This window comes from Bradyrhizobium neotropicale (genome assembly GCF_001641695.1).
Lineage (GTDB): Bacteria > Pseudomonadota > Alphaproteobacteria > Rhizobiales > Xanthobacteraceae > Bradyrhizobium > Bradyrhizobium neotropicale.
Genome location: NZ_LSEF01000036.1, coordinates 45513 through 61158, shown reverse-complemented (window position 1 = coordinate 61158; position 15646 = coordinate 45513). Strand labels below are relative to the sequence as shown.

General features: G+C 65.3%; 12 protein-coding genes. 8 read left to right on the top strand and 4 right to left on the bottom strand.

Annotation, left to right across the window (positions count from 1 at the left end; all coding sequences use genetic code 11):
* Nucleotides 1–18: 18 nt before the first annotated feature.
* Entirely contained in the window at nt 19–1362 is a 1344-nt protein-coding gene (locus tag AXW67_RS10440; protein WP_063677821.1) for an aminotransferase-like domain-containing protein, read from the top strand.
* Between the two features lie 16 nt (nt 1363–1378).
* On the opposite strand, the gene AXW67_RS10435 is transcribed toward AXW67_RS10440, so the two are convergent.
* On the bottom strand, nt 1379–1966 hold the full coding sequence (locus AXW67_RS10435; protein WP_063677848.1) for a hypothetical protein: 588 nt from the start codon (nt 1964–1966) through the stop codon (nt 1379–1381).
* 65 nt (nt 1967–2031) lie between these two features.
* On the opposite strand from AXW67_RS10435, the gene AXW67_RS10430 reads away from it, so the two are divergent.
* On the top strand, nt 2032–2466 hold the full coding sequence (locus AXW67_RS10430) for a hypothetical protein (protein ID WP_027552681.1): 435 nt from the start codon (nt 2032–2034) through the stop codon (nt 2464–2466).
* Between the two features lie 3 nt (nt 2467–2469).
* On the opposite strand, the gene AXW67_RS10425 is transcribed toward AXW67_RS10430, so the two are convergent.
* Both AXW67_RS10425 and AXW67_RS10420 read right to left on the bottom strand, forming a co-directional pair.
* Complete coding sequence (locus tag AXW67_RS10425) at nt 2470–4869, bottom strand: bifunctional diguanylate cyclase/phosphodiesterase (RefSeq protein WP_063677820.1); 2400 nt, start codon at nt 4867–4869, stop codon at nt 2470–2472.
* Nucleotides 4870–4986: 117 nt separating this feature from the next.
* Nucleotides 4987–6390 (bottom strand): MFS transporter, encoded by a 1404-nt coding sequence (locus AXW67_RS10420; RefSeq protein WP_082907854.1) that lies wholly within the window; start codon nt 6388–6390, stop codon nt 4987–4989.
* Between AXW67_RS10420 and AXW67_RS41760 the strand changes: the two genes are divergently transcribed.
* Nucleotides 6389–6925, top strand: coding sequence for an MFS transporter (locus AXW67_RS41760; protein WP_145927525.1), 537 nt, complete (start codon nt 6389–6391; stop codon nt 6923–6925). The genes AXW67_RS10420 and AXW67_RS41760 overlap by 2 nt on opposite strands.
* Nucleotides 6926–6985: 60 nt before the next feature.
* Here the strand turns inward: AXW67_RS41760 and AXW67_RS10410 are convergent, their stop codons facing one another.
* Complete coding sequence (locus AXW67_RS10410) at nt 6986–7492, bottom strand: YciE/YciF ferroxidase family protein (protein WP_027552685.1); 507 nt, start codon at nt 7490–7492, stop codon at nt 6986–6988.
* A 422-nt stretch (nt 7493–7914) separates the two neighbouring features.
* Between AXW67_RS10410 and AXW67_RS10405 the strand changes: the two genes are divergently transcribed.
* From AXW67_RS10405 to AXW67_RS10385, 5 genes are all read left to right on the top strand, one after another.
* Nucleotides 7915–8997, top strand: a complete 1083-nt coding sequence (locus AXW67_RS10405; protein ID WP_027552686.1) for a lysylphosphatidylglycerol synthase transmembrane domain-containing protein — start codon at nt 7915–7917, stop codon at nt 8995–8997.
* A 101-nt stretch (nt 8998–9098) separates the two neighbouring features.
* Nucleotides 9099–11051: an SGNH/GDSL hydrolase family protein gene (locus AXW67_RS10400; protein ID WP_063677847.1), complete on the top strand. Its 1953-nt coding sequence runs from the start codon at nt 9099–9101 to the stop codon at nt 11049–11051.
* Between the two features lie 281 nt (nt 11052–11332).
* A complete protein-coding gene (locus AXW67_RS10395; protein ID WP_245315508.1) occupies nt 11333–12808 on the top strand; it encodes a DUF1800 domain-containing protein in 1476 nt (491 codons plus the stop codon).
* Nucleotides 12809–12825: 17 nt separating this feature from the next.
* Nucleotides 12826–14019: a DUF1501 domain-containing protein gene (locus AXW67_RS10390; protein WP_063677816.1), complete on the top strand. Its 1194-nt coding sequence runs from the start codon at nt 12826–12828 to the stop codon at nt 14017–14019.
* Nucleotides 14020–14184: 165 nt separating this feature from the next.
* Nucleotides 14185–15525 (top strand): MFS transporter, encoded by a 1341-nt coding sequence (locus tag AXW67_RS10385; RefSeq protein WP_063677846.1) that lies wholly within the window; start codon nt 14185–14187, stop codon nt 15523–15525.
* The last annotated feature ends 121 nt before the right edge of the window (nt 15526–15646 follow it).

Sequence of the window (15646 nt, the reverse complement as noted above, 5' to 3'; positions counted from 1 at the left end):
ATTGCTCTCGGTGCAATAATGTCCAAATTCGAGTACGTGAAGCTCGCCGATGCCATTGCGGCCGATATCTCTAACGGGACGTTAAAGGCCGGCGACCGGCTGCCGCCGCAGCGCAATTTTGCCTATGACCGTGGCATCGCGGTCTCGACCGCGAGCCGTGTTTATACGGAGCTATTGCGCCGCGGGCTCGTCGTCGGCGAGGTCGGCCGCGGCACATTCATCTCGGGCGACGTCAAGCGCGAGGTCGAGGCGCTGAGCGAGCCGCGCGATGCGCGCATCGATTTCGAGGTCAATTACCCGCTGCTACCGCAGCAATGGGCGATGATCGCCAAGAGCCTCGCGGGACTCGAGCGCGTCGACGCGCTCGAATCCGCACTGCGCGTCTCGACCAGCACCGGCACGAAGAGCGCACGCAATGCGGCGGCCGCCTACCTCGCGCGCAAGGACTTCACGCCGCACGCCGACCAGATTGTCTTCACCGCCAACGGCAAGCAATCGATTGCTGCGGCGATCTCCGCGCTCGTGCCCGCCGGTGGCCGCTGCGGCGTCGAGGCCCTCACCTATCCTTACGTCAAGAGCATCGCGGCGCGGCTCGGGGTCACCCTGGTCCCGATCGCGATGGACGAGTACGGTGCGCGTCCCGACGCGGTGCAGAAAGCGCATCGCGAGGCGCACCTTACGGCGCTGTACATCCAGCCCACGATCCACAATCCGCTCGGCGTCACCATGAATGCGACGCGACGCGCCGACATCATGCGCATTGCGGAGAAGCTCGATCTTACCATCGTCGAGGACACCGTCTACGGCTTCCTCGCCGACGAGACGCCGCTGGCCGCGCTCGGGCCCGACCGCTGCCTCGTGCTCGACAGCCTGTCCAAGAAGGTCGCGCCCGGTCTCGCGCTCGGTATTTTGGTCGCGCCGCCTCGCCTGCGCGAGAGCGTGATGAGCGCGATCAGGACCGGCGGATGGATTGCTTCGGGCCACGCGCTCGCGGCGGGGCAGCGGCTGATGGCTGATGGCACCGTCGCCGAGCTGACGCGGCTGAAGCGGATCGACGCCACGCGGCGCCAGCAGGCGGCGGCGAGGCATCTTGCCGGCTACCAGATCTCGGCCGACACGCGGTCCTATCATCTGTGGCTCACGCTGCCGCCGCATTGGCGCTCGCAGACCTTCGTCGCTGCCGCGGCCCGGCGCGGCATCGCGCTGACGCCGTCCTCGACCTTTGCGATCGCCCATGGTCACGCGCCGAACGCCGTGCGGCTCGCGCTCGCCCCGCCCTCGCCCGAACAGCTCGATGCCGGCCTGCGCACGATCGCCTCCCTGCTCGGCACCAAGGAAGAGGATTTCGACTCGACCGAGTAGCGCGCAGGCGCCGCAACTAGGGCAACAAGGCCTCCGGCAGACAATCGAAGGCATAGCTCCGCGGCTGGTTGCGCCGCACGAAGCCGCCGATCTGCCAGGTGAACAAGGCGGCAAAGCCGATGACGAACAGCGCGCCGGCGAATTCGCCGACCATGAGCGCGCGGATCAGGAGCCCGGCCATCGCCACCGCCAGCACGGCCAGCAGCGCGAGCGCCGCCGCATAGGTTATGCGCCCGAGCCCCGCGGTCAGCACCGCGCGGCTGCCGGCTTTCGCCATCCGCGCATGCAATTCCGCGATGAAGTCGCGATAGCCATTGTCCTGTGCCGCCATCAGGGCCGCTGACTGCCAGCTCGTCGACAGGATCGCGATGCGGCCGCCGCCGGCACGGCTGACGTCGGCACGAAAACGGTGTTGCTGCATCGAGACGGGACGGAACGACAGGCGGATCGCGCTGATTTCCTCATAGCGCCACAGGCCGGAGCGGCCTGCGATGTGCCAGGACAGGCCCTCCTCGGTCAGTTCGAAGCGATGCGCCGAGCCGATCAGCGAGGCCTTGTAGGCGTAGCTCGTGACTGAAGCGGCCTGCGCTTCGGAAACCTGCATCTTCTCAACCGATCCCATCCGCGATCGACTTGCGCGATCGCCCACCTCCATCCTACAAGCGAGGCATGGCTGAGACGACCTTTTTTCCGCGCCGCCTGATTCTCGGCGCCGCCGTGATCTCCGGCGTGCTGCTCGCGCTCGCCGTTCACATGCTGGGCGCGCGTTACGGGCTCGACCTCGGCGGCCTCTGGCGCTTCGACGCGCACGAGTTCATGCCGGCGGGCGCGGCGATCGCCTGGTGGCTGATCGCAACGGTCGGCTTTTCCGGCGGCTACTTCACGGCGACGCTGATGCATAGCGCCGTGTCGGGCCAGATCCCGCAGCGGATGCGGCAGTTCCTGATCGCGGTGGGCGTGCTTCTGCTCGCCGGTGCGGGCCAAGCGGCTGCCGCGCCGAGCACGATCCCGACCGGCTCCGCCGTGCTCGCGGGCTTTGCTGCACTCAGCCTCGGCGCCGTGATGGCATTTTGCGGCGCGCATTTCGCGCTCCGCCGCGGGTGACCCTTACGCCGAGGCGCGCAGCCGCGGCCGTTCCAGCATCATCGCCACGTCGGAGGCCGGCCTCGGCTTGCTGAAGAGGTAGCCCTGCGCCTGGGTGCAGCCCTCGCGCCGCAGCAGCTCGAGCTGCGCGTCGTTCTCGACACCTTCCGCCGTGGTCACGATGCCGAGGCTGCGCCCCAGACCTGTCACCGCGCGGATGATCGCCATGGAATCCTGCCGGGTCGCAAGCTCAGACACAAAGGAGCGGTCGATCTTGATCTTGTCGAAGGGGAAGCTGCGCAGGTAGCTCAACGAGGAATAGCCGGTGCCGAAATCGTCGAGCGAGATCCGCACGCCCTTGGCGCGCAGCTCGTGCAGAGTGGCAAGCGTCGCCTCGCTGTTCTGGAGCAGCACCGATTCGGTGATCTCGAGCTCGAGGCGGCTCGCCGCGAGCCCCGAGGCTTCCAGAGCATCGATCACGGACGCAATCAGGTTCGGGCTCTTGAACTGCACGGGCGACAGATTGACGGCGACGCCGATGTCGTCCGGCCAGGTCGCGGCATCCGCGCAAGCCGAACGCAGCACCTGCTCGCCGAGCTGCACGATAAGTCCGGTCTCCTCGGCAAGCGGAATGAAGTTGAGCGGCGAGATCAGGCCGCGCTGCGGATGGTTCCAGCGCAGCAGCGCCTCGAAGGCGACGACGCGATCGCTGGCGACGTCGCGGATCGGCTGGTAGTGGACCTCGAACTCGTTGCGCTGCAGCGCAGCGCGCAGATCCATTTCCAACAGGCGCCGGGCCTGCGCGCGCGCATCCATGCCAGTTTCGAAAAACCGATAGGTGCCGCGGCCGTCGGCCTTGGCGCGGTACAGCGCAAGGTCGGCATTCTTCAGAAGCTCGTCCGGATTGCTGCCATCCTGCGGGGACAGCGAGATGCCGATCGAGACGCCGATCACGATCTGATGGTCGGCGATCTCGTAAGGCGCTGAGATCACCTCGACGAGACGACCGGCAAGGACCGCCGCAGCGGCCTCCTCTGACCGGCCGAGCTGGACCACGGCGAACTCGTCGCCGCCGAGCCGCGCCACAGTGTCGTTCTCGCCGGCGCAGGCGGCGAGCCTGCGGCCCACCTCCTGCAGCAGCGCATCACCGATCGGGTGACCGAGAGAATCGTTGATGTCCTTGAAGTGATCGAGATCGAGGCAGAGCACGGCGAGTTGGTCGTTCGCCTTCGCGACGCGAAGTCCCTGCTCAAGCCGCTCGTGAAACAGCATGCGGTTCGGCAGATTGGTGAGCGCATCGTGGCGCGCCATGTGCGAGATTTTCGCCTGCGCCTCGAGCCATTCGGTGATGTCCTCGAAGGTCGCGACCCAGCCGCCGCCCTGCATCGGCTGGTTGACGACGCGGATCGAGCGGCCGAAACGCTTGACGACGTCGGTCGTGGTGCGGCCCTCGCGGGCATCGACCACGAGGCGGGCGAAAAATTCCTCGACATCGCCTTGCCAGTGGCCCTTGGCCTGCTCTTCCCTCAGCACATCGACGAGCAGACGGCCGGTGAGCGGCATGTCGGCGCGGCGGAGCATCGCGGCGTAGCGTTCGTTGAACAGGATGATCTTGCCGTCGGCGTCGAACATGCACAGTCCCTGCGACATGTTCTCGAGCGCGGTGTCCAGCACGACCTGCTGGCGTCCCAGCTCACCCTTGGCGCGGCGATCGAGCAGCGCGGCCACGAGGGCAATCGCGATGATCGCGACCGCAGCACTGGCGGTGAGGAAGGACATCGAGCCCGGCGGGATCGACAACCCGCCGATCGCGCGCGCGGGATCCGGCGTCAACTTCACCGCACCCATAGCGGTGAAATGATGTGAGACGATGGCGACAGTCAGCAGGACCGTCGCGCCCAGCGCGCCGGACAGACTGTCGCCTCGTCCAGCGGCAAACAAGGCAAGCGATCCGAAGACGATGCCGAGAACGATTGACGCCGTCACGGTGCCGGTCGCCCAGGTGACGTTCGCAGGGATATCGAGCGCCATCATGCCGGTATAGTGCATCGCCGCCACACCGCCGCCGACGACGGCGCCGCCGAGCGCGATCAGTGGGCTGCGCGTCGTCGACACCGAGATGCTCAGCCCGATGAAGGTGACGGCGATCGCGAAGATGAGCGAGAGGACCGTGACCGGAACGTCATAGGCGCCTGCCGCACCGGGACCATAGGCCAGCATCGCGATGAAATGAGTTGCCCAGATGCCGCCGCCCGCGACAGCGGCGTCGAGCGAAATCCACGCCACACGGGCCCCTCCATGCGCCGCGCGCGCCCGGTGAAACAGGCTGATCGCAGCCGCGCTGGCAAGCAGGCACACTGCGCCGGCGAGCGCCACAAGGCGCCAGTCGTGCTCGTCCGTGAGACAGTAAAGAACTTGGTACATTGCTGGCCCCTGTTGGACCGCACTTGAGCCAACAGAAGTGGACAGTCGGTAACCGGCTACAAACCGCATACCGGAATGGTGAACAGAGAATGTGTGCGCTGGCTCATATTGTTCTGTTCATGCCCGCGATGGCGCGCAGAGCCCGATCACGGTCGCCGCAAGCAGCAGCACGGCGGCTGAAATGACCAGCGACAGATGCAGACCGGCCATGAATGCGCCTTCGCCCGCGACCAGGGAGCCGAACAGCGCGACGCCGAGCACGCTGCCGGTCTGCCGCGTCGCGTTCAGGACGCCAGCGGCAATGCCGGAGCGGGCCTTCTCCACGCTGCCCAGCAATGTCGAGGTTAACGGCGGCACGAGCAGCCCGAGCCCGCCGCTGATCGCGATCAGCTGTGCGCAGATCGACCAGTAGCGTGTCCCTGCACCGATCCAGAGCAGGCCGAGGCAGCCGAGCGCCGAGATGCAGGCGCCAACGACGATCGTCGGGCATGGTCCGATGCGTTCGGCGACGCGCGGCGCCAGCAAATTGACCGGCAGCACGGCGCCCATCATCGGCACGAAGGCAAGCCCGGTCCACCACGCCGACAGACCGTTGATCCTTTGAAAGTACAGGCTGAGCACGAAGATCAAGCCGTAGATCGCGACGTTCACCAGAAGGCCTACGAGCGCGGTCAGCGCGAACAGCCGGTGACTGAAGAGAGAGAGCGGGAGCATCGGCTGTGCCGCGCGGCTCTCCTGCCACACGAACAGGCCTCCGAGGATGCCCGCCGCGGCGAAGGCTGCGATCACGGCCGGATGTCCCCAGCCAACGGCGCCACCTTCGATGATCGCGCCGGCGAGCGCGCCCAGCGTGCCGATCGCAGCAAGCTGGCCCGGCAGGTCGATCTCGCGCGAGGGCGCACGCATGGTCTCGTCGGTATAGCGCCACGTCAGCCATAGCCCCGTTAAACCGATGGGCAGGTTGACCAGAAAGATCGCGCGCCAGCCGACCAGCGTGATCAGGCCGCCACCGACGAAGGGACCTGCAGTCAGCGCCAGGCTCGCACCGGCGGCCCAGGCCGCGACGGCGCGGCCGCGCTGCCGGTCGTCCGTATAGGCGTGGTTCAAGAGCGCCAGCGAATTCGGCACCAGGATCGCGGCCGCCAGTCCCTGGACCAGCCGCGCGCCGATCAGCACCACCGCATTGGGCGACAGCGCGCAGGCGAGCGAGGCCGCGGTGAAGATGGCGAATCCCGCCATGAAGATGCGCTTGGCGCCGATGCGGTCGCCGAGCGCGCCGGCGGTGAGGATGAAGGCGGCAAAGGCGATGGTGTAGGCGCTGACCACCCATTGCAATTCGGCGACGCCGCCGCCGAGCGTCTTGCCCATGGCATCGAGCGCAGTGTTGACGATGGTGACGTCGAGCTGCACGACGCCGTAGCCGAGGCTCATGGCAGCGAGCGTCAGCGAGGAGGCAGCTTGCGTGCGTCGCGCGTTTCCTGCTTTCGGTAGCGCGTACAGCTCAAAAGATTTTGCCGGCATGATCCACCTCGATGTTTGCCGAGTGAACGCTGCCATTAGACTTCCGTTGCGTGGTCATGCTTCGGTTCTGATCGAAGCATTGTCGTACGATAAATCGTATCGTGCTGCGGAACACATCAAGCCGTTCGCCCTGCTCGCCATGCAAACCCTGCTTGCGCCAGAGCATGGGAACAGCGCGAGATTGCTTCGTGTTGACCCCTTCATATTGTCTTCAAGGCAGAGAAGTCATGGCAAGAATTGGCAACTACTCGATCCCGTCAGTTGCAGGATCGGAGTTCGGCAGGACTGCAACCATCGTCGCGGTCGGCGCGGAAGCCTGCAGGTGGTGAACCAGCTCGCGCCGGATGATCGCCGCGCCGAGGTGGTCTCGGCCTATTTCATCTGCGGCTTCCTCGGCAACGCGCTTCCGGTGATCGGCATCGGCATCCTCTCGACCCTGATCAGCTCGACCGTGGCGAGCATGGTCTTTGCCGTGACCATTGCAGCCTTCGCGGTGATCGCCCTCGCGTTTGGACTGAAGTACCAGGCTGGTTAAGCGCTGTCGCAACGGAAAACGCCGCGCGAGACGCGCGGCGTTTTTAGAGGGCATTTCGCCTCAGCTTGCGGCGCGCAAATTCACCCTGCTCTCGGCGAGCGAGGTGAGCTTCTTGTCGGTCGCCTTCTCTTCCTCCAGCGTCTTGGCAAGCACGGCGGCGCAATCGTTGCGGCCGAGTTGCTTGGCCCAGGCGATCAGGCTGCCGTAACGTACGATCTCGTAATGCTCGGCAGCTTGCGCCGCGTTGATCAGCGCGGCGTCGAGCACGGCCTTGTCGGCGACTTCGCCGGCTGTGTCCTCGGCTTCCTCGATGATCCCGTCGATCGCCGGGCAGTCGACCGCCTTCACGGCGACGCCATGCATCTTGAACACTTCCTCCAGCCGCGTGACGTGCTGCTTTGTTTCTTCGAGGTGCGTCAAAAAGCCCTGCTTCAACTGCGGATCGCTCGCCTTATTTGCCATTTTCGGCAGCGCCTTCGTGAGCTGCTGCTCGGCATAGTAGATGTCCTGCAGCTGATGCACGAACAGGTCGTTCATGGTCTTGATGTCTTTTGTGAACAGTCCCATCGTTCCGATCCTTGGAAGTTCGGGAACAGGACGGCACGGCTTGCACGCAAGCCCTAACCGGCCATGTTCGATTGCTGATAGGGCGCTAATCGGCACATCGCGCCGACGTTCCGAAAAAGCCTGCATCGCTTGCGCTGGAACAATGCCGACGGCGCCAGGATTTGAAACCATGCCGATGCCGCCCGCCGCAACAGCCGGGCCCCAGCGACTCAAGAATTGTTAACGGCCTGCAATGTGTAGCAGGTATGACAGAAGCGGCCGGGCAGATGCAGACCCCACCCTTGTCAAGGGCTGCACAACTCGACGTTCTTGCCTTATTGAGCTAAATCATGCCTAGCGATCGGCGCCCCACTTTTGGCAGCGATCGCACCCCGATCGGCCAGCGGCCCGATCGGGCGCTCTTGCCCCCGCCGGGAGGATGAATGCACGGACTGCTGCCCGCGCTGAAACGCGGCTTCAAGAGATGGATCGGTTGGCGACGCCTCGGGATTGCCGCAAGCGTCATGATCATCGCCTTCGCGATCACCACCCTGGTTCGGACCCTCAAGGGTATCGATACCAGCGTCATCCTGACCGCGTTAACCGAGATTCCCCGTGGAAACATCGGGCTCGCCGCGATTTGCGTGTTCTTCGCGTTCTGTACGCTGACGTTCTACGACTTTTTTGCACTGCGCACGATCGGCAAGAAACATGTTCCCTATCGCATCGCAGCGCTCTCCAGCTTCACCTCCTATTCGATCGGCCACAATATCGGCGCGACCGTTTTTACCGGCGGGGCGATCCGCTTCCGGATCTATTCGGATTACGGATTGAACGCGATCGACGTCGCCAAGATCTGCTTTCTCTCCGGCCTGACCTTCTGGCTCGGTAACATCTTCGTGCTCTCGATCGGCATGGTCGTCCACCCGGACGCAGCCTCGTCGATGGACCAGCTCCCCTCGGCCATCAACCGGCTGATCGCAGTGGGCGGGCTCGCCTCGATCGGCGCCTATCTGGTCTGGCTGTGCATGGGCGAAAAGCGCCGCGAACTCGGCCAGAAGGGCTGGAAGGTGGTGCTGCCGTCGGCGCCGCTGACGCTGGTCCAGATCCTGATCGGCGTGGTCGACCTCGGTTTCTGCGCCACGGCGATGTACCTGCTGATGCCGGCCAATCCGCCGATCGACTTCCTGTCGCTTGCGGTGGTGTTCATCCTGGCGACGCTGCTGGGCTTTGCCAGCCACGCCCCCGGCTCAATCGGCGTGTTCGACGCCGCCATGCTGGTGGCGTTGCCGGAGTTCGGCCGCGAGCAGCTGCTGGCCACCCTCCTGGTCTTCCGCATCCTCTATTTCATGATCCCGTTCGGGCTTGCTATTTCCATCATGGGCGCGCGCGAGCTCTGGATGAACGTGGTCGAGCCGTGGCAGGAACGGCGGCGGCTGGCCGAGGCCTGCGCCCAGGCCAACCTGCCCAAGCAGGTCACTCCGATGGAGCGTGAACGGTCGCTGCGCCAGGCCAGCAAGCGCTAACTGCTGGACGACCGCCCGCAAAACCGTCAGACAAATGTTGCAGGCGGGGGAACAGTTCCTCTCTTATTTCCGCCTCAACTTTGCCGTTGAAGACGCGGGCCATGGTCCCTCTATTCCCTCGTAGTCTCTCCGCAGGCGCCCTGCTGCTCGCCGGGATGCTGACCGCCTTGCCGCTCGAGCGCGCCGCCGCCCAGGACGCGGGCGCGATGCAGATCAGCTGGGAGGTTCGCAACCGCTTCCGCCTGTTCCGCGAGGAGCGTGATTTCCTGCTCCATGTCGAGAACGCCCGCAACCGCAGCATCCTTGCCGCCGAGCAGTCGCTGGAGATACAGAGCGAGGGCCGCGGCTGGGCCCGCAATATGGTCAACCGGCTCTGCATCGACCTCCAGGGCCGGGTCAACCAGCCCTGCAACCGTGACAACGTCAAAGAGAACTACATCACCCCGATCGACCATCCCGTCACCGTGCGCCTGACCGGCGCGGTGCCGGTGGGGGCCACCTGCGCCTGGTCGTTCGACGACGGCGATGGACCGCAACAATCGACCTTCGACTGCGCCGAGCCGGTGAACCTGCGCGTGCGCTACGGCAAGCAGACGGTCGCGACCGTCGACGTCTCCTCCGGCTCGGATCCGACCCAGCGCGTCCAGACCGAGATCCAGGTCCGCGACATCTTCATCGCCGGTCTCGGCGACAGCATTGCGTCCGGCGAAGGCAATCCGGACCGGCCGCTGGCGCTGTCCGACGAAGGCTTCTGCTTCCGCTCCTATCTCGGCACGGCGGGCGCCCAGTACTACAGGCCGAGCCGCGCCGGCTTCAAGGGCGGGCGCGCCTGCGAGGCACCGGATACGCTCGCCAACTGGCAGCGCTATGGCGCACTCTGGCTCAACTCGCCCTGCCATCGCTCGCTCTACAGCTACCAGACCCGCACGGCGCTGGCGCTCGCGGTGCGCTACACCCACGTCGCCGTGACCTATCTGCCACTCGCCTGCACCGGGGCCAGCATCGGCGACGGGCTTCTGGGCTCGCAGCGCGCCCGCGAATGTCCGCCCGGCAAGAGCGGCGCCTGCCAGACCAGCGTGAGCGCGCAGGTCTCCGAGCTGCGCGAGGCGCTCACCGCCGCGAAGAAGCGCCAGCCCGACCGCACGCTCGACCTCGTGCTGCTCTCGATCGGCGCCAATGACGTCTACTTCTCCGGCCTCGTTGCCGACGTCATCGTCGATACCGCGACCGAGCGCACGCTGTTCCGCCGCTCCGGCGTGATGGCGAGCGTCGACGATTCACGCGATGCGCTGGCGCGCGAGCTGCCGGGGAATTTCGTCAAGCTGCGTGACGCGCTCAAGCCGCTCGTCGGCGGCGACCTCTCGCACGTCGTCTACGTCTCCTACGCCAATCCAGCGCTCGCCGACGGCGGCGTGCCCTGCCGCGGCGGACGCGCCGGCTTCGACATCCATCCGGCCTTCAACGCCGATCCGCAGCGACTTGCTCACGTCTCGACCTTCGTCGACACCGAGTTCCTGCCGCAGCTGAAGGGGCTCGCCACCTGCACCCGCGGCGCGCTGTGCCGCGATCCTGAATCCGATCGCATGACCTTCGTCGATGCGCATCAGGCCGCGTTCGCCGACCACGGCTTCTGCGCCCATTCCGGCAACGATCCCGAATTCGACCGCACCTGCTTTGCCGAGAACGGCCAGAGCTTCAATCCGGACATCGTGACCGCTGCAAGCCAGCCGATGCTGTGCGGCCGCGGCGCCTCGGAATACCGCGCCTATCTGCCGCGCGCCCGCTGGATCCGCGATGCCAATGACAGCTATTTCGCCGCGATGACCTATCCGCAGGGCTTGCCTGCGGCGAGCCAGCCAACCGACATCCACGACGCCACCTGGGGCGTGCTGTCGGCCGTCTATGGCGGTGCCGTGCATCCCACCGCCGAAGGCCACGCCGCGATGGCGGACGCAGCGCTGCCGGCCGCGAGCGCCGTGCTCGGGCTGGATGCCGTGCCGCCGGGTGTGACGCGGGGATTTCTGCCGCAGCTTTTGCCGGGCACGCGGCAATAGCCGCCTGTCTTCAGCGATTTGTTTGAGCGAGCGCCGGCGCAAACCGCCGGAGCCGGATACGCTGCGGTTCGCCGCTCGCTTGAAATTGATCGTGCTGCCGTCATTTGATTCCATTCCATTCAGGGCATGTTCAGCCGATTCGACACACGATGATGCGCGTGTTTTGGGGCTATGGGCTCCCGGGGCGACCCAACCAGCCGGGGATGATCGTGGATTGCAGAGGCGAATATCGCCGGTTGCGGCGCTTCAGCCTTGCGGCGCTCGTGGTCGCCGCAGGAGGAATGACCGCGAACGCCTCCCATGCCGACGATCTCAGCTCGCACGATCTTGCCTTGCTCGATCGGCTCACCTGGGGCGTGAGCACGTCGAGTGCCATGCATCTGCACACGATCGGCGCCGAACGCTGGCTCCAGGAGCAGTTGCACCCGGCTGGCAATCCGGCGCTGCCTGACGCGGCAAAAGCGCAGATCGAAGCGATGCCCGACGTCCATAGCTTTCCGTTCGACATCGCGGTCGCCTTCGAGCAGCAATCCAAGAGCGCCAACCAGGTCGCCGATCCCGAGCAGAAAAAGGCGGCGCAGCAGGTCTTCCAGCAGGCGATGAACGATCGCGCCAGGCAGGCCGCGGCGCGCACCATCCTGCGCGCGCTCTACGCGCCTGATCAACTGCGCGAGCGGATGGTCTGGTTCTGGTTCAACCATTTCAACGTCCACCAGTACAAATCGAATCTGCGCGTGCTGGTCGGGGACTATGTCGATCACGCCCTTCGCCCCTATTCGCTCGGCAAGTTTCGCGACCTGCTGGCGGCTACCGTGCATCATCCCGCGATGCTGCGTTATCTCGACAACGCCGACAACGCCGCAGGTCATGTCAACGAAAACTATGCCCGCGAGATCATGGAACTGCACACCATGGGTGTCGGCTCGGGCTACACGCAGGCTGATGTCGAGGCGCTGGCAAAGATACTCACGGGCGTCGGCATCGACACCAAACCAGAAGACCCGAAGCTCAAGCCGGAATTGCAATCCCAGCTCGTGCGCGAGGGCGCCTTCGAGTTCAACCCGTCCCGTCACGATTACAGCGACAAGACCTTCCTCGGTCATACCATCAAGGGACGCGGGCTCGCCGAAGTCGACGAGGCCATCGACATCCTGGTCCACCATCCGGCGACCGCGAGCCATCTCTCGCGCAAGATCGCGACCTACTTCGTGTCGGACAATCCGCCGGAGGCGCTGCTGCAACGGATGGCGCAGACGTTCAAATCCACGGATGGAGACATCGCTGCGGTCCTGGCCACGATGGTCCATTCGGCCGAATTCGAAGCCGCGTTGAAGCCTGGCACACGCTTCAAGGATCCCGTGCAATACGTGCTGTCGGCGGTCCGTCTCGCCTATGATGACAGGGTGATCCTGAATACGGCACCGATCCAGGGCTGGATCAATCGCCTCGGCGAAGGCCTCTTCAATCACGATACGCCGGACGGCTACGCACTGACATCAGCATCGTGGAACGGGCCTGGACAGATGATGCTTCGCTTCGAGATCGCGCGGCAAATCGGCTCCGGATCGTCCGGCCTGTTCAAATCCGACGGGCCGAACCCGGTCGAGCAGCCCGCATTCCCGCTCCTGCAGAATGCCCTCTACTTCAACGGCCTCCGCCGAACTCTTGGCCCGGCAACGCTGGCATCGCTGGACAAGGCCGTTTCACCGCAGGACTGGAACACGCTGTTTCTGTCGTCCCCGGAATTCATGCACTGACAGCTACGGAGATCGCCATGGACCGTCGCGAGCTGATCAAGACATTTGCGGCCCTCGCCCCGCTCACCGTCGCGGGCCGCGTTTGGGCGGCTCCTGCGACCGATGCCCGACTGCTCGTCGTGTTCCTGCGCGGCGCCTATGACGCCGCAAATGTCGTCGTGCCGGTCTCGAGCGAGTTCTACCGTGCATCGCGGCCGACGCTGGCCATCGCCAAGCCCGATGTCGGCAATCCGAACGCGGCCCTCGCGCTCGACGCCGACTGGGGACTGCATCCCGCCATGCGCGACAGCATCTATCCGCTGTGGGCCAAGCGCGAGATCGCCTTCATCCCGTTCGCCGGCACCAGCGACGACCTGACCCGGAGCCATTTCGAGACCCAGGACACGATCGAGCTCGGCCAGTCCACCGGCGGCTCGCGCGACTATCGCTCCGGCTTCATGAGCCGGCTCGCCACCGAGCTCACGCGCGCAAGGCCGATCTCATTCACCGACCAGCTCCCGCTGATCTTCCGAGGAAAATCCCAGGTCCCGAACGCCAGCATCAACAATGTCGCAAAGCCCGGCGTTGACGACCGTCAGGCCCAGTTGATCAAGCAGATGTACGCCCAGTCCAACCTTGCTTCCTCGGTGTCGGAGGGCTTCAGGGTGCGCGACGACGTCTACCGCTCGATCTCCGAGGAAATGAATGCCGCCAACCGCGGCGCGGTCTCGCCGCGCGGCTTCGAATTATCGGCACGGCGGATCGGCCGGCTGATGCGCGAGCAGTTCAACCTCGGCTTTGTTGACGTCGGCGGCTGGGACACGCATGTCAACCAGGGCGCAGCCAACGGCTATCTTGCCGATCGGCTCGGCGAGCTCGGGCGCGCCCTCGTCGGCTTCTCCGAGGAGATCGGCCCGGCGGCCTGGCGGGATACGGTGGTGGTCGTGATCTCCGAATTCGGCCGCACCTTCCGCGAGAACGGCGACCGCGGCACCGATCACGGCCACGGCAGCGTGTATTGGGTGCTTGGCGGCGGCATCAATGGCGGCCGCATTCTCGGCGAGCAGGTCAAGGTCGAGCAGCCGCATCTGTTCCAGAACCGCGATTATCCCGTGCTGACCGACTATCGCGCGCTGTTCGCCGATCTGTTCGGCCACGTCTTCGGCCTCGGCAACGAGAGCGTACAACGCATTTTCACCGGCGTTCATCCGACGAATCTGGCGTTGGTCTGAGGCGGGCCTCCCCGCTCCCGCCCTACGTCGGTCGTGCAGTGAGCGCACCTGCCGTTCCATCAATCCAAAAACGGTATCAATCGATACCCCCTTCAACTTGGACACTTTCCCGCGCGCGCCTCTAGGAGTCCTCGCGAGGAAACATTCGAGTTGAGGAGGCGCATGATGAGCGCAGTGGTGTCAGCAGCCGACGTGAGGAGGTCTCGCGTCAGACTGTTCATCGTGACCATGTTGTTCCTGGTCACCACCGTCAATTACGCCGACCGCGCCACGCTGTCGATCGCGGGCCCCGCGCTCTCCAAGGAGCTCCATCTCGATCCCGTCGCCATGGGCTACATCTTCTCGGCCTTCGGCTGGTCCTATGTGATCGCGCAGGTGCCGGGCGGCTGGCTGCTAGATCGCTACGGCTCGCGCCTCGTCTACGCCTTCAGCATCGTCGTCTGGTCGCTGTTCACGCTGATGCAGGGCTGGGTCGGCTTCTTCAGCGCCGGCACCGCGATCGTCGTGCTGTTCGCACTTCGCTTCCTGGTCGGCATCGCAGAGGCACCCTCCTTCCCGGCCAATGCCCGCATCGTCGCGGCCTGGTTTCCCGGCAACGAGCGCGGCACCGCATCCGCCTTCTTCAATTCGGGACAGTATTTCGCGACCGTGATCTTCGCGCCGCTGATGGGCTGGATCGCCCATGACTACGGCTGGCGCTACGTCTTCTTCGTGATGGGTGGGCTCGGCGTCGTCATGGGCCTCGCCTGGATCAAGACCATCTACGGGCCCAAGGAGCATCCCGGAATCAACGAGGCCGAGTTCGACTACATCAAGGAGGGCGGCGCACTGGTCGATCTCGACGCCCCCAAGGACGAGCGCGCGCCGGACTCCGGCCCGAAATGGGACCACATCCGCCAGTTGCTCTCGAACCGCATGATGCTCGGCGTCTATCTCGGCCAGTACTGCATCAACACGCTGACCTACTTCTTCCTGACCTGGTTCCCGGTCTACCTTGTCAAGGAGCGCGGGCTCTCGATCCTGCAGGCCGGCTTCGTCGCGACGCTGCCGGCGTTGTGCGGCTTCATCGGCGGCGTGCTCGGCGGCATCATCTCCGACGCCATCCTGCGCAAGACGGGCTCGCTGACCATGGCGCGCAAGATCCCGATCGTCGGCGGCATGCTGCTGTCGATGTCGATCATCGCCTGCAACTATGTCGATGGCCACGCGCTGGTGGTCGGCTTCATGGCGCTCGCCTTCTTCGGCAAGGGTATCGGCGCGCTCGGCTGGGCCGTCGTCTCCGACACCTCGCCGAAGGAAGCCGGCGGCGTCTCCGGCGGCCTGTTCAACACCTTCGGCAACCTGTCCTCGATCACCACCCCGATCGTGATCGGCTACATCGTGGCTGCGACCGGCTCGTTCAACGGTGCCCTGGTGTTCGTCGGCATCAACGCGCTGGTGGCGGCGGTCGCCTACCTCGTCGTGGTCGGCAAGATCGAGCGGGTGGTGCTCAACCGTTCCTCCTGAGGGCTCCCATGGGAGCTTGACCAGGCAACTCAACGGCGGCCTCAACAGCCGCCGTCTTTGTTTCGGGGGTGATCGATGCTAGAAGTGCCGGGGAAACGCCTTATCCATCTAAGGCATGTAT